The organism is Huaxiibacter chinensis (assembly GCF_022171985.1).
Lineage (GTDB): Bacteria > Pseudomonadota > Gammaproteobacteria > Enterobacterales > Enterobacteriaceae > Enterobacter > Enterobacter chinensis_A.
The window spans coordinates 1,151,387-1,172,774 of sequence record NZ_JAJVHF010000001.1; the positions used below are offsets into that span (position 1 = coordinate 1,151,387).

Sequence of the window (21,388 nt, forward strand, 5' to 3'; positions counted from 1 at the left end):
TACCACAATTCTGATATTGACAAATGCTATGACCTGTCAGACTCACCCTGTATGACGAGAAGATGAACAGAGTGAAATTCGGGAGGTCTTTATGGCTGACTTTACCTTGTCAAAACCGATTTTTGGCGGCAAACAACCAAAAACCTCTACGCCCGGCAATATCGCCTATGCCCTCTTTGTCTTATTCTGTTTCTGGGCTGGCTCGCAACTGCTGAACATGCTGGTGCATGCACCTGGCGTTTATGAACACCTGATGCAGGTCCAGGACTCAGGACGTCCGCGCGTTGAAATTGGCTTTGGTGTCAGTACCCTTTTCGGGCTGATTCCTTTCCTGACAGGCTGCGCCATCCTTGGCGTCATTGCTTTAGCCCTGCGCTGGCACCGTCGCGCTCAGTTTTAATTTAGCCCCATACAGCGTGCCCGACGATCGTCAACGCGCTTCGCAAACCAGGCTGTCGTGAGGTTTCGCGTGATTTTCGGGCTTTCAAGCTGAATGCCGGGCAGGATTTCTGTCGGCAGCGCTTTGCCGGTTTTCTGTCTGGCGAGTTTAAAGACCTGCTGATAAAGATCGGTTTTCTCAAAGGCCAGACTGTCCCCTTTCTCAAGCTGACGGCGGATCTCGCTGTTGCTCATATCCAGCTTTATCGCCAGTTTCCGCACCGCTAACTCCGTGCTGCCCGCCTCTTTGCTGCCATAAGCAATGAGATCGCCATCCAGAGCCAGTTTGGTTCCGGTCGCGCGGCTTACCGCATTCTGGAAGGCGGCGTTACGGCTGGCGTACCATCCCGCATTAAAATCAGCAAAGCGATAAAGCGGCGCGCTGTAGTTCGCCGGGTAGTTGAGCAGATGGTAGGTTCCAAACCATAAACCTCCCCGCAGAGAGAACACTTCCTGGCGTACGGTGCCGTCTATCTCCCACGGATAACCGCGAGTGTGTTTTTCGGCAAAGTCGATGCTGACCTGCATTGGACCGCCAGTATGGACCGGATTGAGAGAACCAAACAGCTTCTGCCCCATCGGCACCATATCGATAAAATCGTCAAAAATCGCGCTGAGCTGTTTCTCCGTTTTTACCGTATCAAGACGCTCGCTGTAGCTTTTGCCATTAGGCGAGGTGATTTTCAGCGCCGTGTGCACCAGGAAGACCGGGATGTGCATCGCCTCGGCCCGGCGATCGATCTCCTTCCAGGCTATTTTATTCAAACCCGGCACGGCCGGGTCGGACTGATACATCGACTCTTGCTGGGCCACCGCCAGCACCGAGCAGATATTCTCCTCGGTCGGGGCAATTTTCTGACTCTCGAAAGTTTTTGCCAGCACAATCGCCCAGTCATCCCTGTCCTTCACGCTCGCCGGCATTTTCTGCCGCACTACGCTTGCCACATCCACCGGTTTTTCGCCCTTTTTCAGCGGCGCCGCGCCTTTATCCGCACAGCCAGCCAGAACGAACGCCGCCAGCAACGACAACGGTAATGCGCGTGATACAACAGTTGGCATAGTCTTTCCCTGTATTACCCTAAGGTATGTGTCACTTCATGAAGATCCTGCCCATCCAGTTCACGTTCGAAGCTGCGCAGACGTTTATAGATAGACATCAGCTCAACCAGCGTTGTCCAGGAGCTGATCAGATACTGGAATGAACCGCGAACCTGGCCAAAAACGTTGGTGATCTGGGTCATCAGGCCCAGCGTAATCGTACCCGCGACAATGGATGGGAACAGCAGGAACAAGCCGAAAACGTTATCTACCTGCAAATATAATATGCGGGCGATGTTGAAGTACATGTAGTGGAAATAGAGGCGAAAATAGTTACGGCGCACCGCCCCGAACAACTCGCGGATGGTCGGGGGAGAGGCGCGGTTCGCATCATCTTCACCATAGACCAGCTCTTTACGGTAAGCGGCTTCCACGCGCTGGTTTTTGAACTCAAGGCCCGGCAGTTTTATCCCGACAACCGCCAGCAGGCCCGTCCCCAGCAACGACCAGACAATCGCCGCAATCACCAGGCCGTAGGGCAGATGGCCAATAATGGGGAGTTCAGGCACATGGGACGAGAGGGTCACCAGCACAGGCAGAAAGGCAATCAGCGTCATGATGGCGTTGAGAAAACTGACGCCCATATTTTCCAGCGTAGAGGCAAAGCGCATGGTGTCTTCCTGTACACGCTGTGCGGCGCCTTCGATATGACGTAACTGTTGCCAGTGGGCCATATAGTGTTCATTCATGGCGGTACGCCAGCGGAAAACATAATGGCTGACGAAGAAATTATTCATCACACCAATCATGACCGCGATCAGCGCGATACCAAGAAAAATGCCCACCTCATGATAGAACTGTTCAATGGTGACCTTATGCGGCGCACTGAGTGCTGTCTGTATCAGATCGTAGAACGGCGCATACCAGGCATTGATCGCCACGCCCACTTCCACCAGAAACCAGGTGACAAAGATAATCAGTGAGGTCCCCAGAATGGACCAGTATTGCCAACGGTGTGGCGACCGGATAAACCAAAAGAGTGCGAACATGCCTACGCAGAGAGCGTAGTAGCCATAAAAGAGCAGGTAGCTCGGTGACCAGAATCGGGCAGCACTAACAGGCACGTCGCGGCTTGCACCCACCAGACGTGCAGCCCACGCCCCACCGCCCGCCTGCCAGAAAATGACAGCAATCGTGGCCCAAATAAATGCCGACAGGAAAAAAGGCCCTGGCTTTGGGAAAAAAGACTTAAACATGTTACATCCTTCTCGTTGTTTTGGTTGTGGCTGTGTCTAACCTGTTAACGCAAAAGCAATCGCCACGCATTGCTCACCGATGCGCGCAAAAAATAGACCTGAGCTTTCCCGGTTAGTTCGCCGCTCCGCGCTCAGATATTGTTTCGATGGATTTCATCGCAGGCGGAACCGTCTATCATAAGCCCGATGTCACAAAATGGGAGACTGAGAACAATGAAATTATGCCTATTTACCCATGGTTACGTTTTTAACGCTATCGTTATGCAATTCGCCCCATTGCACCGTGCCGTTTAGTAGTATAAATACGCACTTATTCTTTCATTCACTTTATGGATGTTTTTCGTTGAAACGTTGTCTGTTCTCCCTTGCCGCGCTGTTTGCGGTTGCCTTGTCGACGGCTCAGGCTGCGCAACCGCTTACAACCCCCACTTTCGCTTCGGATATTGCCGATCGTTACGCTAACCTGATTTACTACGGAAGCGGCGCAACCGGCATGGCAATGGTGGTCATCGATGGCAATCAGCGTGTCTTCCGCAGCTTTGGCGAAACGCGTCCGGGCAGCAATGTCCATCCGCAGCTGGATTCTGTTATTCGCATTGCCTCATTAACCAAACTGATGACCAGCGAAATGCTGGTGAAGCTGCTCGATCAGGGCGTGGTGAAGCTTAACGATCCCTTAAACAAATACGCGCCCCCCGGCAAGCATGTCCCTGATTATCAGGGCACGCCTATTACGCTTGTGAATCTGGCAACGCATACCAGCGCCCTGCCGCGAGAACAACCTGGCGGGGCAGCACATCGTCCCGTGTTCGTCTGGCCAACGCGGGAACAGCGCTGGAATTATCTGACCAACGCCACGCTGAAATCGGCACCAGGCTCTCAGGCAGCCTATTCCAATCTGGCGTTTGATCTCCTGGCAGATGCGCTGGCTAACGCGTCGGGTAAGCCTTACCCCGAGCTTTTCGAAGAAAAAATCACGCGTCCGTTGGGAATGAAAGATACCACCTTTACGCCTTCTCCCGACCAGTGCAAACGGCTGATGGTGGCAGAGAAAGGCGCCAGCCCGTGCAATAATACCCTCGCAGCCATTGGCAGCGGCGGCGTCTATTCCACACCGGGCGACATGATGCGCTGGATGCAGCAGTTCCTCTCATCTGATTTTTACGCTCGCAGCAACCAGGCCGACCGTATGCAGACGCTGATTTACCAGCGCAGCCAGCTGCACCGGGTTATTGGCATGGATGTCCCCGGTAAAGCGGATGCGCTTGGGCTGGGCTGGGTTTATATGGCGCCAAAAAATGGTCGCCCGGGAATTATTCAGAAAACAGGTGGCGGCGGCGGATTTATAACCTATATGGCGATGATCCCGCAGTCGAATGTCGGCGCTTTTGTGGTGGTAACCCGCTCGCCGAATACGCGCTTTATCAATATGAGCGACGGGATAAACAACCTGGTGGCTGAGCTGAGTGCCAATAAAGAACAGGTTGTTTCGGCCTCCTTAAACCATTAATACTCCGTGGGCAAACGGTTGATACTGACCAGTTTGCCCCGGCTCATATGGATATAATTGCCCTGTCGTAAAGCCGCGAGGACTTCTGCGACAACCGAGCGCGAAATACGCGTGCTACGCTGAATATGATTCATCACACCTATTTTTGAACGTAGCCCTTCATCCCACTCTGCCATCTCCATTAACATCGCCCGGATCTGACTGTAAGAATTATTGCCAACGAGCTGCATATCGCGTTTTTCTAAAATGCGATTTATCCACGAAAGCCAACAAAATGCGTCGCGCCAAAGAGAAGCCTGCTGAATAAGCGGGTGTGTTTTCGAGGCCGGTAAATAAAATCCGCTGCACGGCGTCTGGGCAACGATGCGGTATTCCTGCGGCTTTTTCGACATGCCTGCCGTCAGACCAAAAACAAAAGGGGCGGTGACGATACTGATCAGTAATTCATCAGACGGTCGATAGACGGCGGCAACGCCCGATTGTAATACAAACGTATAATGCTCTTCGTCAAAGCAGCCGCTGGATATCACCTGGTGTGGAGGGGTTTGGAAAGAGGTACTGTCGGCTATCAGACATTGTTCGAGCCGGCCTAATTCAGAAAGTGGTTTGGCATCAAAGTTCATGCAGACCTCAAGTCATCCGTATCTGTCGGTTCTGTTAACTATTTTTTCGTTATCTGTAAAACTGCGGGGAGTAACCCTCCCCGCGATTTATGTCTTACCAGGAATATTTAACACCCAGATTTGCGCCCCAGTTCTGGTCAACGTCGCCGCCGCCCAGATAGGTTGCATCAGTGTAAGCACTGAAGTTTTTAGTGAAGCTAAACTGCGTTCCAAGGCCCGCGCGCACTGCGGAACCTTTCACGCCGTTATCGATGCTGTCACCGTTAACATCGGCATCGTTATCCGCGTCGTCATAGACATAGGCCAGCTTGACGTAAGGCGTCAGCGCCTGATCGGAGCCGTAGCTGAAGGTGTAGCCCGCATCGATACCTGCCTCATAGCGCAAGCTGTCGTAAGACTGACCATCGACCTTCATGTCATTGCTTAACTGATAGTCATCACCAGACTGGAACAGACCAGAAACGGACGCATACGGCGTGACATAACCTGCGGTATTCGGTTTCCAGTCGTAGCCCAGCTTCAGACCAAAGCCCCAGGCATCGGTTGTGGTGTTGCCATCCACATACTCACCATTGCTCATGGTCGCAGAGAGATCGTTATTGAAACGGGTGTAGTTCATGGACCCATCAATAAAGATATCGTTAGCAAACTTCGCGGATGAATAGATCATCGCAGTCTGGCTGTCCTGATCGACCTGACCGGTACGATCGCTGACATCCCCTTTCGCAAAGCCTGCTGCACCACCCACAATCCATTTAGCATTGTTGCCGTCGATCTGCGTATCCAGACCGACCATGATGCCGCTGACGTCCTGGTCATAACCGATGACGCCGTTATCGCCGTCGAAGTTGCCACCAAAGTAGCTCACCCACGCACCGCCGTTATCTGCCAGGCCATGACGGCTGTTGGTCAGACGGGCACCAAGGGTATCCTGCTGCAGGTTCCAGATATTGGTGTTCGCAGACGGGATGCTCAACGCCATATTGGCGTAATCCGTCAGCTCTTCCTGGTGAAGGACAACGGTATCACCCTGCTGCTGTGCACTGTAGGTATAAGCTCCCAGGTCAGCTTTGTTTGCTGCGGTGAAGCTGGCCTGAGTCTCTGCGTTGTTATCATAAACGCGGACGATCTCATTGTTTTTGTAGTCGGCAACAGCACCTGCGCCCGTTGCATTGTCGATACGGACCTTGTAATTACCCGCGACCTCACCGTTTACGGCCAGATGACCATCCGCATTAAGCGCCACCACACCGTAGTCGTACTCTGCTTTGCTCGTATCATTGGTGACGTAACGTGCGTTGTTCAAATCTGAATTCAGCACGTAATCACGGCTTGCCACGTTCAGCACGCCGCCGTCAGTCAGCACCATGCTATGGGTGTCGGTCTGGCCCAGTCCCAGCGCCAGTTCCGCGCCGTTATCCACGGTGATGGTATTGGCATACAGTTCGGCGGTTTCCTCGGTGAGGATGGCGCGGCTGCCGCTGTCCAGATAGAGGCTGTCTGTTGCTACGCCACCACCATTACCAATATTGAGTGACGAAGCATTGGTCAGAGTGATGGTATCGGCCAGCAGGCCTGAGTTTTCGACGTTGACCTGCGACTGGTTATTCACGGCAAGGGTATCAATGTTGGACACTTTGCGGGTATCCCACTCTGAACCATTATTCAGGGTGATATTGAACAGACCGCTTTGATACACCTCTTCGCCTGCGACGTGACCATTGTTGTCGAAGGTTGATTCCGGCCAGATGCTGTTTGGCGACAAGGTATGCCAGTCAACGTTGGTATACCCTTCGCCATACAGTTGCGAAGTACCGATCGCTTCAACGCTGGAGACCGCTGCGCCGACCCACTTGCTGCCATTTGTCAGCGTGACATCCAGCTTATCGGTGCCATCCCAGCCGTTAGTCGTTGGGTTGTAAATACCGTCAGCGGTGGTATCTGTGGCCGGATCGCCATTCTCAAAGAAGTTATTATCGAAGGTACTTGAGAAGAGAATATCGCCCGTCACGGTGGAGTGGTCGAAGGTGGCGGTGGTCTGCATTGCGTTATCCGCAGCGCTGGCGGCGACAATCAGAGCCGCGTCATCCGCAGCGGTTGCATTCGTTTCGCCGTAATCGCTCGGCTTCGCGGTCTGGCCGTAGAAGCCGGACGTGCCCAAATCGCTGTATGCGCCGGAGGTCAGAACAGAATCTTTGACAACCAGCGTATCGGTAAAGACTTTGCTGCTGTCTGCCACGCCTTCAACGCTGTCGTATGGCGTGTTATCCAGCTCATGAAAACCTTGCATCAGAGTAATACCCGCAACGTGGGAATTATTCTGGATAACAATATCGGATTCCGTATCCAGGGTAATGGCATTACCCAACGCATAGGTGTCCTGATAATGCGTTTCGGTGGTATCACCGTTCACAACGTCATAAGCATAATGCTCGAAAGCATCATTGATTGTTGAATTATCAACCGTCAGGCTAAAACGTTCATATTGATTATGCTCTGTTCCATCGGCCTGATTATCATTCGTACAGGTATCGGTCATGCACCCGGAGGTAATCATACCATTAATAGTACTGTTCGAAATATTCAGTGAATTACTGCGACCACCGACACCATCGTCAAGATAATAGGTGGAAATAACGCCATTCACCGTAGATTTGTTGATAACAGGATAGATATCACCGTCGTGTGTTGCATCGGTGCCATCCCAGTCGGCATAACCATAATACCAGGGTGATGTGGCGGTATTATCATATCCAAATGTATTATAGGTTGTGCCTGAAATATCTTTCGCATTTGCCTGAGAAGCGATAGCCAGCGTACAAGCTAATGCAATTTGAGATACAGCGAGTTTCTTTTTCCATGTTTGCATTGGGTCATCCCTCCTCAGGGACGTAAGCAAGTTTGTCCGTCAAATCTGAATTGCAACATTAAATTGCGGAGGGAATTATGCAGCCTTAATTCAAAAAGGTTCAATGAATGATTCAATTAAGTACGTATCCAGACAAATAATCCGGACCCACGTCAAATAATCCAATCACCAGAATTAATATTATAAAATCAATTCATTGTCATTTTATAAGTCATGCATTTAAATAATATTATTTTCAGACAGATAACTTCAAATGATATTAATGTGCAAACCTCATTAAAATACAAATAAGTCACGCTCAAAATACCCGATGATATTCTAATAAATCAAACCTTTTGAACAAGCCATTTTGTCGGGCAAAAACGACCATTTTCGTAAAACAGCCTACCCTTCTTTCGGTTATACTGGCCCTCTTTGTTCCACAAACGTCAGGCATACTATGACCGATTTAATTGCTCGTCCCCGTCGCCTGCGCAAGTCACCAGCACTGCGCGCTATGTTTGAAGAGACAACATTGACCTTAAACGATCTGGTGTTGCCGATTTTTGTCGAAGAAGAGATCGATGATTACAAAGCCATTGAGGCCATGCCGGGCGTCATGCGCATACCGGAAAAGCATCTGGCGCGTGAGATCGAACGCATTGCCAACGCCGGGATCCGCTCGGTGATGACCTTCGGCATCTCCCATCATACAGACGCCACCGGCAGCGACGCCCTGAAAGAAGACGGGCTGGTCGCACGCATGTCTCGCATCTGCAAAGAGACCGTCCCGGAAATGGTCGTGATGTCCGACACCTGTTTCTGCGAATACACCTCCCACGGCCACTGCGGCGTGCTGTGTGACCACGGTGTGGATAATGATGCGACCCTGATTAATCTCGGCAAGCAGGCGGTTATCGCCGCCGCGGCCGGAGCCGATTTTATCGCGCCGTCAGCGGCGATGGATGGACAGGTGCAGGCAATCCGTCAGGCGCTTGATGCCGCCGGGTTTACCGACACCGCCATCATGTCTTACTCCACAAAATTTGCCTCTTCCTTCTATGGCCCCTTCCGCGAAGCGGCCGGCACCGCGCTGAAAGGCGATCGTAAAACCTATCAGATGAACCCGCTTAACCGTCGTGAAGCCATTCGCGAATCCCTGCTGGACGAAGCGCAGGGCGCGGACTGCCTGATGGTGAAACCTGCCGGCGCTTATCTCGATATCCTGCGCGACATTCGTGAACGCACCGAGCTGCCGCTGGGCGCGTATCAGGTAAGCGGCGAATACGCGATGATCAAATTCGCGGCACAAGCGGGTGCTATAGATGAAGAAAAAGTGATCCTCGAAAGCCTGGGCGCGATCAAACGTGCCGGTGCGGATCTGATCTTCAGCTACTTTGCGCTGGATCTGGCAGAGAAGAAAATCCTGCGCTGACACTGATGCCCTCCCCTTTGCGGGAGGGCCATCGGCATAAAACGTCACTAAACTGCCATAGAAACGACATCTCTTCCTTCTACTGTCTGGGCAAGACGGCAGGAGGAATAACCATGTTTAGTCTCGATAGCGTTCTTGATGACCTTTGGCCTCAGGCGAGGCCTGCGCCCTGGCAAAAAAGCCTGTTAAAAAAGCTGTTTTATGAAGAAGAGTTCCAGCAATTTGCCGCAGCACACCGCCACCTGAAAGGACTCGATATGGTGGAACAGGTTCTGGACCACCTCGATATTTCCTGCACGCTCGCTTCCCACGATCTTGAACAGATCCCCGAACATGGCCCCCTGGTTATTATGGCCAACCATCCGACAGGCACCCTTGACGGGCTGGCGCTGCTGTATGCCGTCTCTCGCGTGCGTCGCGATGTAAAAGTCGTCACCAACCGTATGCTGACGCATCTCGAACCGCTCAGTTCGCTGTTTATTCCGGTCGATAACATAGGCGGTAAAACAGCAAAAACGGCCTTTACACAAATGGAACAACAACTGCACCAGTCGGGTGTGTTGATATTCTTCCCGGCTGGCGAAGTGTCGCGCCCTACGCGTAAGGGCATTCGCGATAAAAAATGGCACACGGGTTTTATCAAGCTGGCGAACAAATTTCGTGCGCCGCTGCTGCCGGTGCACATCCAGGCACACAACAGCCTGCTCTTTTACGCCAGCACGTTAGTCTCTTCCACCCTGCCGATGCTGTTACTGATGCAGCAAATGTTTCGCCGACAACACAGCAACCTGCCGATTAAAATCGGACAGCAAATTGCCTGGAACAGCTGGTATAGCGCAACGCATTCTTCGCGTGAGATGGCCGGGCAGTGCCGTCAGCACGTGATACGGCTTGGCAAGGGATTGCCCGGGCTGTTCAAGTCCGAGTCGGCGATTGCGCGACCGGAAGATCGGGCCACGCTTAAGCGCGCGCTGGCGCAGGCCGAATGTCTGGGAAAAACCAGTGACGGTAAGTCTATCTTTTTATGGCAGCGAAACGGCGAGGAAGATGTGCCGATACTGCGTGAACTGGGGCGTTTACGGGAAGTCGCCTTCCGCGCCGTGGGCGAAGGCAGCGGAAAACGCCGCGACACCGACCGCTATGATGACGATTACCTGCATTTAATTTTGTGGGATGAAGAAGACCTGGAGATCGTTGGCGCGTACCGCTTTATGCCCACGGCTGAGCAGGTCAACAAGCACGGCTTCAGCGGCCTTTACAGCCACAGCCTGTTCCATTACGACGACAAAATGGCTCCCATACTCGAGCATGGGATTGAACTGGGCCGGAGTTTTATTCAGCCACGTTACTGGGGCCGTCGCGGGCTGGATTACCTGTGGTCCGGCATCGGCGCCTTTCTGGCCCGTTATCCGCACTACCGCTATCTTTTTGGTCCGGTCTCTATTTCCGGGGGATTACCGCCCGACGCCCGGGATCTTTTGGTGGCCTTTTATCGCCTGTGGTTCCCGGCCAGCCATCCCTTTGCCGTATCGCGCCAGCCTTATCCGGCCTCGCTGCCCGATGTCCTGGCGCAGTTTGGCGGGAAAGATTACACAGACGATCTGACCCGGCTGAAATCACTTCTCGGCAATCTGGGATGCGGCATCCCCCCGCTTTATAAGCAGTATTCTGAGCTGTGTGAGCCCGGCGGCGTGCAGTTTATCGATTTCGGGAGCGATCCGGCGTTCAACCACTGCGTGGACGGTCTGGTACTGGTGGATTTGTGTTATCTGAAACGTAACCGCTATGAACGCTATATTGAGGCCCATCTGTGAATGGGCCGGGTTAGCCAATACGCTCAGGACGCCCGATAAAAAGGCTTATCCCCTAATATCGTCGCACGCTGCATAATCCGCCGCTGGGGCAGATAATCCGCATTCGCGTAGTGCTGGGTTACACGATTGTCCCAGATAGCCAAATCGTTTTGCTGCCAGCGCCAGCGTACCTGGAACTCGGGTTTCGTGATATGGGCAAAGAGAAACCCGAGTAACGCCTCGCTCTCCTTCTCGCTGACATCAACAATGCGCGTGGTAAAGCCTTCATTGACGAACAACGCCTGCCTGCCCGTTACCGGATGGGTGCGTACAACCGGGTGCAGCAACGGCGGATGTTTTGCCACTGCCTCCAGCCAGCGCTGGTGCTCCTCGTCGCTTTTGCGGTATTTGTATTCCTGAAACGATTTTTTAAAGTCATGTTCTGCGCGTAATCCGCTGAGCAGATGCTTAAACGGCGTCGACAGGGCCTCAAACGCGGCAATACCGCTCGCCCATAGCGTGTCGCCGCCGCTGGCAGGAAGCTGCTTCGCCGCTAAAATCGCGCCGGCGGGCGGCGTCTCGATAAAGGTCACATCCGTATGCCAGTTATCATTATCCGGGGGATTGTCGTTATGGGTATCCAGCACGATGATCTCTTCTACGCCTTCGGCATGAGGATAGACCGGATGAATATGCAGATCGCCAAAACGCTGGGCCAGGGCACGCTGCTGCTGTGGCGTGACGGCCTGCTCGCGTAAAAAGACCACCTGATGGCGCAGTACGGCGTGATACAGCTGTTCAAACTGGTTATCGCTCAAGGGACGCGTCACATCCAGCCCGCTAATTTGTGCGCCAATCCAGGGACCAAGGGGGGTAATCGTCAATCGTTCACTCATTCTCTCTCTCCATACCAGGGCGTCAGACGGCGCTGTAAAGCCCGCAGCCCCAGCTCTAAACCAAAGGCAATCACGGCGATAACCATGATCCCTGCCAGAACTACATCAGTCGCCAGGAACTCACCCGCAGACTGCACCATAAACCCCAGGCCGCGCGTTGCGGCAATCAGCTCTGCCGCCACCAGCGTGGACCACCCTACCCCCAGCCCAATGCGTAAACCCGTTAAGATTTCCGGCAGCGCGCCCGGCAAAATCACGTACCACAACACCTGAAGACGGCTAGCCCCCAGCGACTGTGCGGCACGTAAACGCACCTGCTGAGCGCTTTTCACCCCGGCCACCGCCGATAGCGCTACGGGGGCGAAGATCGCCAGATAGATGAGCAGGATTTTCGAGGTTTCACCGATACCAAACCAAATCACCATCAGCGGAAGGTAGGCCAGCGGCGGCACCGGACGATACAGTTCGATGAGCGGATCGAGGATGCCGCGAACAACAGGGCTCAGCCCCATCGCAATCCCCACCGGAATACCAACCAACACCGCGGCGGCGAGCGCCACCAGGATACGTCCCAGGCTGGCAGAGAGATGCTGCCACAGGGTCGCATCCATAAAGCCTTGCGGACCGGCGATGGCCATCAGTTTTGCCAGAACCTGCCCCGGCGGCGGCAAAAATAGTGGGCTAATCCACTGAAGCGCCGTTACCCCCCACCAGACCGCAAGCAGAACCAGTAATGTCCCCAGACTCAGGGTGAGCTGAGGTGATAACGGCCAGCGCAGCGTCAGACGTTTACCCGCTCGTTTTTCGCTAAAGACAATGCTCATGAGAACGCCTCCCGCTGCTCGAACACGCGGTTCAGCACGTACTCCCGCCGGGCTATAAACTGCGGGTCGGATTTAATGCTTCGCGCCGGCTCTCCGGCAACATAGCGACGGGCAAAATCCAGGGATAATCTTTCGCGCACTCGCCCCGGCCCCGGCGATAACAGCACCAGTTCGGTGGCCATAAATACCGCTTCTTCGATGTCATGGGTGATCAGCAATACCTGCTTTCCCGTCTCGTGCCACAGGCGAAGCAACAGGGTTTGCATCTGCTCACGCGTAAAGGCATCCAGCGCGCCAAAAGGCTCGTCCAGCAATAACAGCTGCGGATTTGCCGCCAGCGCACGGGCAATCCCGACCCGCTGACGCTGCCCGCCGGAGAGTTGCCAGATGAAGCGCTTTTCGGCGCCTTCCAGCCCCACCTTTTTCAACATCTGACGGGCCGTTTCCAGCCGTTTCTCGCGCTGGACGCCCGCCAGCTGCAGACCAAACGCCACGTTTTCCTGGACGTTGCGCCAGGGCAAGAGTCCCTCACTCTGAAACACCACGCCACGTTCCGCACCGGGCCCCTCGACGCGTTTCCCTTCGAGCTCAATCGCGCCGTGTTGAACCGGGTCAAACCCGGCGATCAGATTCAGCAATGTGGTTTTACCGCAGCCCGACGGCCCTAATACCACCAGCAATTCACCGCTATCCAGCGTCAGGTTGATATTGTCCAGCACGGGCTTGTCACCATAGTGCGCAGACAGGTTCATGATGTTCAGCATGTTTTCCCCTTACTTCACAAAGCGATCGGTCACGAACGGGCTGTAATCGGGGGCGACCGCAGGCACTTTGCCCTGCTCTTTCAGGAAGAGGGCGGTATCGATAATCGCTTTATTCACCGGACCTGAAAGCTGTTGCACCTGTTGCGCAGGCGTCAGATAGGTATTGCCTTTCACCAGCCCCGGCACGTCCGACTCTGGCACGCCGCTCAGGCGGGACAGCTTTTCCAGGTTCGCCGGTTGTTTAAGCCACTCATCAGGGCTGGCGAGGTAGGGTTGCTGCGCGTCGATGGCGCTTTTGGCGAAGGCCTTCACCACGTCGGGATGTTTTTCAGCAAAATCTTTGCGCACCACCCAGACGTCCAGCGTAGGCGATCCCCACTTCCCGACCGTTTCGGAATCGGTCAGCACGGTGCCCTCTTTTTGCAGAGCGTTTACGGCAGGCGCCCACACATACGCACCGTCAATATCCCCACGCTGCCAGGCGGCAACAATCGCCGGCGGCTGCAGGTTTACGATCTGCACCTGTCCGGGTTTGATATTCCAGTGTTTCAGCGCCGCCAGCAGGCTGTAATGGGTGGTGGACATAAACGGCACGGCGATGCGTTTGCCAATAAGATCCTGCGGTGTGGTGATGTTTTTCTTCACCACCAGCGCTTCGGAATTGCCCAACTGCGAGGCGAGGAGAAACACTTCAATCGGCACCTGCTGGCTTGCGGCGACCGCCAGCGGGCTGGAGCCTAAATTGCCGATCTGGACATCCCCTGATGCCAGGGCGCGCACAATGCTTGCGCCACTGTCAAACTTTCGCCAGTTCACCTTTGCGCCGCTCTCTTTAGCAAAGGTGTTATCCGCCTGGGCAACCTTTGCGGGTTCCGCGGATGTTTGATACGCCACGGTAACCTCTACCGCCTGCGCCTGAAATGCCCACAGCGCGAGTGCGCCAAGGAATGAAATACGCGATGAAATAGCCATGGTGTCTGCTCCCCTCTCTTGTTATTGGGGCAGTATTTGCGGCGCGGGAATTTTGATAAAGGAATAAAAAAGCATCGTTAATGCCGAAACGTTTTTAGAAAAAAAGCGGCAAAAGATAGTGAATAACGTGGCAAGCCATTTTATTGCAATTTTGTTACATCCGTTACATATCCAGAGGGACACCATTGCCAGCCCGCTGTCGACGGGCATCATAGAAAAACGGTGATACATAGGGATCGATAATGATTAAAGTGGTGCTGGTGGATGACCACGTCGTGGTGCGTTCCGGATTTGCCCAACTTCTGAACCTGGAAGAGGATATGGTGGTGGAAGGCCAGTTCAGCAGCGCGGCTCAGGCGTGGCCGGTTCTGTCGCGCAACGACATCGACGTGGCGGTGATGGACGTCGCCATGCCCAACGAAAACGGTCTCAGCCTGCTTAAACGCCTGCGTCAGCAACGCCCCGCTTTTCGCGCGATCATTCTCAGCATTTACGACACGCCTGCATTTGTGCAAAGCGCCCTTGACGCGGGTGCCAGCGGCTATCTGACCAAACGTTGCGGCCCGGAAGAGCTGGTGCAGGCCGTTCGTTCAGTCGGCATGGGCGGGCACTATCTCTGCGCCGATGCGGTCAAAGCCCTGCGCGGCGGTCAGCCCGTCTCTACCGTGCTCGACGTGCTCACGCCGCGCGAGCGGGAGGTGTTCGACCTGCTGGTGAAAGGGGAAAGCGTCAAAGCCATCGCCTTTACGCTGGAACTGAGCCACAAAACGGTACACGTGCATCGGGCCAACGTTCTGGGGAAATTGCAGTGCAGCAGCACCATTGAACTGGTCCATTTCGCGCTCGACAACCAGCTTCTCGCAGGCCACTGATGGGGCGATCCGTCCGGCATCTGGTTCTCTCACTGTTCATTCTTCTGGCCTGGGGCACCGGCTGGTTAATGCTCTGGACGCTCAGCTTTTATCTGACCCATAACGGCCAGCAGGCGGTGCTCTTTCTGCCGCAGGGGGTCTATCTGGCCCTGCTGATTTTGCTGTCGCGGCGCTTCTGGCCTGCACTTATTCTGCCCCCACTGGCCGCCATGGCCTGGCTGCACAGCGAACAGCTTCTGACCCATCACGTCATGCTGATGGCACCGCTGCTGGGCACGGTATCCGCCTGGCTTACTCAGCGTTACTGGCACCGCTTCCCGCTTTACTGGCAGCGGCTCTCCTTGCTGATTGCGGCCGTTACGCTTAATGCGCTGTTACAAACGCTGTTTTTCTCGCCCCAGCTTGAAAGCCCGGCCACGCTTCTGCTGCTGGCGTCCTTTACCGGCGGCGTGCTGCTGACCCCCTTCGTCTATCTGGTGTTTGAGTTCTTGCGCCAACAGCATCGCTACCATTTGCTGGGGCTGGATATCAGCAACCCACCGCTGCGCACGTCGCTCATCATCTGGTGCAGTCTGTTCTTCATCATTGGGATTGGCACGCAGATGGTGCTCTCCCCCACGCTTGAACGCCTGCTGTTGATTGTCGTCTTTCTGCCCAACGTGGTGATGGCGTGGAAATTCGGCTGGCAGGGCGGCGTGCTCTCGGGGTTACTGGGCAGCATGATGATCACCATTGCCCGCCAGGTGGGCGTCGGTTTTACGGACTTGCTGGAGCTGGAAATTTTTCTCGCCACGCAGTCCCTGCTGGGCATCGGACTGGGGATCGCCATTAGCCGCCAGCAGCAACTGGCGCTCAATCTGGACCACTATCGCCGTCGACTGGAGGCCGAACTGCAGGCGCGGCGGGCCCTCACCGAACAGCTTATTCACAGCGAAGAAGACACCCGCAAACAGCTGGCGCGAGAACTGCACGACGAGATCGGCCAGAATATTACCGCCATTCAGATTCAGTCTCAGCTGGTCAGGCGCGCAGGCGATACGCCGTTAGCCATGGAGGCCGCCGGACAGATCAACGACCTGGCGCGACGGATCCACCACTCAACCCGCCTGCTCCTGCGCCAGCTGCGTCCGCCCGTGCTGGACGAATTATCTCTCAAAGAGGCGCTGCACCATCTGGTGAACGAGTTCGCCTTTGCCGAGCGCGGGATCGTCTGCCGGTTCGACTATCAGCTTGACGCTCCGCCGCAAAACGAAACCCTGGTCTTTACGCTGTACCGCCTGCTTCAGGAATTGCTGAATAACGTGAATAAACATGCCGATGCTGCTGAAGTCACGATCCTGCTGTGTCAGAAAGGCCATCGCCTGCATCTGGAGGTGGCGGACAACGGCCGCGGGATCGGGCCGGATAAAAGCGCCGGCTTCGGGATACAGGGGATGCGCGAACGGGTCCACGCCCTGGGCGGTGAGTTCACGCTGGCATCCCACGCCGGCACGCGCGTAATTGTTAACCTGCCCACAGTTTTGCAACAAACACCGCATTAACCAGGAAAAAGTCTTAGCCACGCCAGACTTTCTCTCATCCCTTTTTCTTTGCGCTCCCATACAGTCAATTCAAATGGAGAACACCATGCCCGCACTGACTGCCGAACAGGTCACCCATCGCTTTCAGGCTGTACGGCCAAAACTGCTGCTGTGCATGGCAATTGGCTACGCCGCGTTTTACCTGACGCGCAAAAGTCTGAATTACGTGCTCCCTGCCCTGCAAATGGATCTGGGGCTGAGCAAGAGTGATATCGGGCTTATCGGTTCTCTGTTTTACCTGAGCTATGGCATGTCGAAGTTTGCCGCCGGATTGTGGCACGACAGCCACGGACAGCGCGCCTTTATGGGAATTGGCCTGCTGGCGACGGGCGTGCTGAACGTGTTGTTTACCTTTAGCGACGCCTTTCCGCTGCTGCTGTTTATCTGGACGCTAAACGGCTTCTTTCAGGGATGGGGATGGCCGCCCTGCGCGCGTTTACTTACCCACTGGTACTCCCGCAACGAGCGCGGGTTCTGGTGGGGATGCTGGAATACCTCCATCAATGTAGGCGGCGCGATTATTCCTTTAATTTGTGCTCTGGCGGCCCACCTTTGGGGCTGGCAGGCGGCGATGCTGACACCAGGGATCATCAGCATTGTGCTCGGCCTGTGGCTGACCACACAACTGCGGGGCACACCGCAGGAAGAGGGTCTGCCAACGGTCGGGGAGTGGCGCAACGATCCGTTAGAGTTGCGCCAGGAACAGCAAAGCCCTCCGATGGGGTTGTGGCAGATGTTACGCACCACCATGCTGCAAAATCCGATGATTTGGCTGCTCGGCGCCTCTTACGTGCTGGTCTATCTCATCCGTATTGCGCTGAATGACTGGGGCAACATCTGGCTCTCAGAGAGCCACGGCGTGAATCTGCTGAGCGCCAACGCGACGGTGATGCTGTTTGAAGTCGGTGGCCTGCTCGGGGCGCTGTTTGCCGGTTGGGGCGCCGATCTGCTGTTCAGCGGCCAGCGTGCGCCGATGATTTTGCTGTTCACGCTGGGGTTGATGGTGTCGGTGGCCGCGCTGTGGCTGGCGCCGGTACACCACTACGCCCTGCTGGCAGCCTGTTTCTTTAGCGTGGGATTTTTTGTGTTTGGTCCGCAAATGCTGATCGGCCTGGCCGCCGTCGAGTGCGGACACAAACAGGCAGCAGGTTCCATTACCGGTTTTCTCGGCCTCTTTGCCTATCTGGGGGCGGCCCTGGCGGGATGGCCCCTGTCGCAGGTGATTGAACGTTACGGCTGGTCGGGGATGTTCAGTTTGCTCTCGATCGCCGCCGTACTGATGGGTTTATTACTGATGCCGCTGTTGATGTCGGGCATTACCGCTTCTCGCAGTCATATAACGTCTTAAAAGGGCTGAATAATGAAAACGACACTCCTCTCTACCCTCATTGCGTCCGGGATCGCGCTGGCGACCTTAACCGGCGCGGCACAGGCCAAAGGCCGTCTGGTGGTCTACTGCAGCGCCACCAATGAAATGTGCGAAGTCGAAACGAAAGCATTCGGCGATAAGTACGATGTGAAAACCTCGTTTATCCGTAACGGCTCCGGCAGTACGCTGGCGAAGGTGGATGCAGAGAAGAAAAACCCGCAGGCTGACGTGTGGTACGGCGGCACGCTGGACCCGCAGTCTCAGGCCGGTGAGATGGGTTTGCTGCAACCTTATACGTCCAAAAATCTTGCGCAGATCATGGAAAAATTCCGCGATCCGGCAAAGGTAAAAGGCAACCTTTCCTCGGCTGTTTACGTGGGGATCCTCGGCTTTGGCGTGAACACCCAGCGCCTGAAAGAGAAAAATCTGCCCGTGCCGAAGTGCTGGAAAGATCTGACCAAACCGGAATACAAAGGCGAGATCCAGATTGCCGATCCGCAAAGCTCCGGCACCGCTTACACCGCACTGGCAACCTTTGTGCAGCTGTGGGGTGAAGATCAGGCCTTTGATTATCTGAAACAGCTCAACAGCAACGTCTCCCAGTACACCAAATCCGGTATTGCCCCGGCGCGTAACGCCGCACGGGGTGAAACGGCCATTGGCATCGGCTTCCTGCATGACTACTCACTCGAAAAAGAGCAAGGCGCCCCGCTGGAGCTGATCTCCCCGTGCGAAGGCACCGGGTATGAAATTGGCGGCGTGAGCATCCTGAAAGGCGCACGTAACGAAGAGAACGCGAAGCTGTTTGTGGATTGGGTACTGTCGAAAGAAGCGCAGGAACTGGCGTGGAAGAAAGGCAAATCCTACCAAATCCTGACCAACACCACGGCAGAAACCTCGCCTAACTCCCTGAAGCTGGACGATCTAAAGCTCATCAGTTACGACATGGACAAATACGGCTCAACGGACGTGCGCAAGGCGTTGATCAACAAATGGGTCAGCGACGTGAAGATGGGCAAATAAGCTCACGAGTGCGATCACTTGCCGGGTAGCGTGACGCTGCCCGGCCAACAACACCGGAACCCTTATGTCACAGACACTTGCTCTCCATCCCGCGCCAAAACGGGATGCGGTATTCCTTTGGGTTTTACTTGGCTGGCTGGCCTTCGCGCTGCTGCCAGGCTGGAGCCTGGATTACGGTCTGCTGGAGTCGACGAAAGATGAAATTCTCGCCGCCTACAGCTGGTCACATTTAAACGTCAGCATCCTGTGGTATGTGCTCCCCAGCCTGCTGCTGGTGCGGCCTTTCTCGACGGCGCAGCGTGAACAGCGTCGCCGCCACTATATGGATGCGGGCTGGGCGCTGCTGTGTATGCTGTTTGTGGTGCTGAGCGCCACGATAGAAGGCCGGGGGTTGGGCTATGCCAGCATTGTGCTGCTCACGGCGCTCGGGGCCATCATCACGCTGGCGCTGACCCGTCTGGACTGGCTGGGAGGCGACCGGTTTGTGATTGGCTCACTGATCGCCATCATCACGCTGATCGGCATTTTTATCGTCTGGCCGAGCATTGCCATCTTTATCCCCATGTTCACCAACGATGCCGGAGAGTTCGCCCCCCTGGCCTTTATGACGGTGCTCTCCCAGGCACACATCGTTCAGGTGATTATCAACTCGATTTTACTGTCGATTGCCGTCGGCATCGGCTGTACCTTCTTCGGGCTGGTGCTGGCGATTTACACCACCCGCATTGCCAGACGTAGCGCCATCATTGGCCGTATCTTCTCGATTCTGCCCATTGTCACCCCACCCTTTGTCGTGGGCTTAGGCGTCACGCTGATGATGGGACGCTCGGGCTACGTGACGGAATTGATGGTCGACTGGTTCGGTCTGACCAACACCAACTGGCTGTACGGCTTCACCGGGATCTGGCTGGCGCAGGTGCTGGCCTTCACGCCGATGGCCTTTATGATCCTGGACGGGGCGATCAAAACGATCCATCCCTCGCTTGAAGAAGCTTCGTACACCCTGCGTGCCAGCCGCTGGCAGACCTTCAACGGCGTGTTTGTTCCCCTGCTGAAACCGGCGCTGGCCAACGCCTTTTTGATTGTTATCGTCCAGTCGCTTGCCGACTTCAGCAATCCGCTGGTGCTGGGCGGCAACTTTGACGTGCTCGCCACCCAAATCTACTTCTACATTACGGGCTCTCAGCTGGACTATCAGGCCGCCAGCACCCTGGGTGCCTTCCTGCTGGTCTTCTCGCTGCTGGTGTTCTGTATTCAGTACATGTGGATTGGCAAACGCTCTTACGTCACCGTCTCCGGCAAATCGTATCGGGGCGATGTACAGCCGCTACCGGTCACGCTGGTCTGGAGCGTGGTGGCTCTGCTCACGGTGTGGATTGCCTTTAACGCCCTGCTCTACGGCAGCATTTTCTACGGCAGCTTTACCGTGAACTGGGGCGTGGATTACACGCTGACGCTGGATAACTTTATTAAGCTGTTCGGTCAGGGCATGAGCGATGGCGCATGGCCTTCTCTGCTCGATACCCTGCTCTACGCCGGGATTGCCGCCCCTATAACTGCCGGTTTCGGGCTGTTGATCGCCTGGGTGGTGGTCCGCCAGCAGTTCAAAGGGAAAAAAGCGCTCGAGTTCACCACCATGCTCTGCTTCGCCGTACCGGGCACCGTGGCGGGCGTCTCCTATATTCTGGCCTTTAACAGCGCGCCGGTGTACCTCACCGGGACGGCGGCGATTGTGATTATCTCTATGGTGATGCGTAACGTGCCGGTGGGGATCCGTGCGGGCATCGCGGGGCTGGGCCAAATCGACAAATCTCTGGACGAAGCCTCACTCAGCCTGCGGGCCGGTTCACTTCGCACCATCACGCATATTCTGCTGCCGCTGCTGCGACCGGCGATTCTGTCGGCGCTGATATACAGCTTCGTGCGCGCCATTACGACGGTGAGCGCCATTGTCTTCCTCGTCACGCCCGATACTCGCGTGGCAACGGCCTACATCCTCAACCGTGTAGAAGACGGTGAATACGGCGTGGCAATTGCCTATGGCTCGATCCTGATCGTGGTCATGCTGGCGATTATTTTCCTCTTTGACTGGCTGATCGGTGAGGCTCGCACCTCTCGCTCCAAAGCCAAAAACCAGGCGTAACATT

The 21,388-nt window shown here is 55.2% G+C and carries 17 protein-coding genes; 9 read left to right on the top strand and 8 right to left on the bottom strand.

Annotated features, from left to right (window positions below; all coding sequences use genetic code 11):
* Nucleotides 1-91: 91 nt before the first annotated feature.
* Nucleotides 92-400 (top strand): DUF2755 family protein, encoded by a 309-nt coding sequence (locus LZP96_RS05535; RefSeq protein WP_064324982.1) that lies wholly within the window; start codon nt 92-94, stop codon nt 398-400.
* Here the strand turns inward: LZP96_RS05535 and LZP96_RS05540 are convergent.
* Both LZP96_RS05540 and sbmA read right to left on the bottom strand, forming a co-directional pair.
* Nucleotides 397-1,497, bottom strand: coding sequence for a DUF1615 domain-containing protein (locus tag LZP96_RS05540; protein WP_064324981.1), 1,101 nt, complete (start codon nt 1,495-1,497; stop codon nt 397-399). The two genes, LZP96_RS05535 and LZP96_RS05540, sit on opposite strands and share 4 nt — an antisense overlap.
* A 14-nt stretch (nt 1,498-1,511) precedes the next feature.
* Nucleotides 1,512-2,732 (bottom strand): peptide antibiotic transporter SbmA, encoded by a 1,221-nt coding sequence (sbmA, locus tag LZP96_RS05545; protein ID WP_064324980.1) that lies wholly within the window; start codon nt 2,730-2,732, stop codon nt 1,512-1,514.
* 343 nt (nt 2,733-3,075) lie between these two features.
* Here sbmA and ampH point away from each other — a divergent pair, with 343 nt between their 5' ends.
* On the top strand, nt 3,076-4,242 hold the full coding sequence (gene ampH / locus LZP96_RS05550; RefSeq protein WP_064324979.1) for a D-alanyl-D-alanine-carboxypeptidase/endopeptidase AmpH: 1,167 nt from the start codon (nt 3,076-3,078) through the stop codon (nt 4,240-4,242).
* On the opposite strand, the gene LZP96_RS05555 is transcribed toward ampH, so the two are convergent.
* On the bottom strand, nt 4,239-4,865 hold the full coding sequence (locus LZP96_RS05555; protein ID WP_064324978.1) for a helix-turn-helix domain-containing protein: 627 nt from the start codon (nt 4,863-4,865) through the stop codon (nt 4,239-4,241). The genes ampH and LZP96_RS05555 overlap by 4 nt on opposite strands.
* Before the next feature lie 94 nt (nt 4,866-4,959).
* Nucleotides 4,960-7,734, bottom strand: coding sequence for an autotransporter YaiT-related protein (locus tag LZP96_RS05560; protein ID WP_064324977.1), 2,775 nt, complete (start codon nt 7,732-7,734; stop codon nt 4,960-4,962).
* Between the two features lie 439 nt (nt 7,735-8,173).
* On the opposite strand from LZP96_RS05560, the gene hemB reads away from it, so the two are divergent.
* The gene (gene hemB, locus LZP96_RS05565; protein ID WP_064324976.1) at nt 8,174-9,148 is read left to right on the top strand and encodes a porphobilinogen synthase; all 975 of its coding nucleotides are present in this window, start codon (nt 8,174-8,176) and stop codon (nt 9,146-9,148) included.
* A gap of 113 nt (nt 9,149-9,261) precedes the next feature.
* On the top strand, nt 9,262-10,962 hold the full coding sequence (gene olsF / locus LZP96_RS05570) for a bifunctional ornithine lipid synthase OlsF (RefSeq protein ID WP_064324975.1): 1,701 nt from the start codon (nt 9,262-9,264) through the stop codon (nt 10,960-10,962).
* Between the two features lie 23 nt (nt 10,963-10,985).
* Here olsF and tauD read toward each other — a convergent pair whose 3' ends face one another.
* Genes tauD through tauA form a run of 4 tightly spaced genes read right to left on the bottom strand, consistent with a single transcriptional unit; the run spans nt 10,986 to nt 14,397 of the window.
* A complete protein-coding gene (gene tauD, locus LZP96_RS05575) occupies nt 10,986-11,837 on the bottom strand; it encodes a taurine dioxygenase (RefSeq protein ID WP_064324974.1) in 852 nt (283 codons plus the stop codon).
* Nucleotides 11,834-12,661 (bottom strand): taurine ABC transporter permease TauC, encoded by an 828-nt coding sequence (gene tauC / locus LZP96_RS05580; RefSeq protein ID WP_064324973.1) that lies wholly within the window; start codon nt 12,659-12,661, stop codon nt 11,834-11,836. The genes tauD and tauC overlap by 4 nt, the downstream gene beginning before the upstream one ends.
* Nucleotides 12,658-13,425 (bottom strand): taurine ABC transporter ATP-binding subunit, encoded by a 768-nt coding sequence (gene tauB / locus LZP96_RS05585; RefSeq protein WP_064324972.1) that lies wholly within the window; start codon nt 13,423-13,425, stop codon nt 12,658-12,660. Before tauB ends, tauC begins: the two co-directional genes overlap by 4 nt.
* Nucleotides 13,426-13,434: 9 nt before the next feature.
* A complete protein-coding gene (tauA, locus tag LZP96_RS05590) occupies nt 13,435-14,397 on the bottom strand; it encodes a taurine ABC transporter substrate-binding protein (protein WP_064324971.1) in 963 nt (320 codons plus the stop codon).
* Between the two features lie 242 nt (nt 14,398-14,639).
* Between tauA and LZP96_RS05595 the strand changes: the two genes are divergently transcribed.
* From LZP96_RS05595 to LZP96_RS05615, 5 genes are all read left to right on the top strand, one after another.
* A complete protein-coding gene (locus LZP96_RS05595) occupies nt 14,640-15,269 on the top strand; it encodes a response regulator transcription factor (protein WP_064324970.1) in 630 nt (209 codons plus the stop codon).
* Nucleotides 15,269-16,810 (top strand): MASE1 domain-containing sensor histidine kinase, encoded by a 1,542-nt coding sequence (locus tag LZP96_RS05600; RefSeq protein WP_064324969.1) that lies wholly within the window; start codon nt 15,269-15,271, stop codon nt 16,808-16,810. Before LZP96_RS05595 ends, LZP96_RS05600 begins: the two co-directional genes overlap by 1 nt.
* Before the next feature lie 85 nt (nt 16,811-16,895).
* Nucleotides 16,896-18,197, top strand: a complete 1,302-nt coding sequence (gene uhpC / locus LZP96_RS05605; RefSeq protein WP_064324968.1) for an MFS transporter family glucose-6-phosphate receptor UhpC — start codon at nt 16,896-16,898, stop codon at nt 18,195-18,197.
* A gap of 12 nt (nt 18,198-18,209) precedes the next feature.
* Entirely contained in the window at nt 18,210-19,241 is a 1,032-nt protein-coding gene (locus LZP96_RS05610; protein WP_064324967.1) for an ABC transporter substrate-binding protein, read from the top strand.
* Nucleotides 19,242-19,305: 64 nt separating this feature from the next.
* Entirely contained in the window at nt 19,306-21,384 is a 2,079-nt protein-coding gene (locus LZP96_RS05615) for an ABC transporter permease (RefSeq protein ID WP_064324966.1), read from the top strand.
* Nucleotides 21,385-21,388 lie beyond the last annotated feature (4 nt).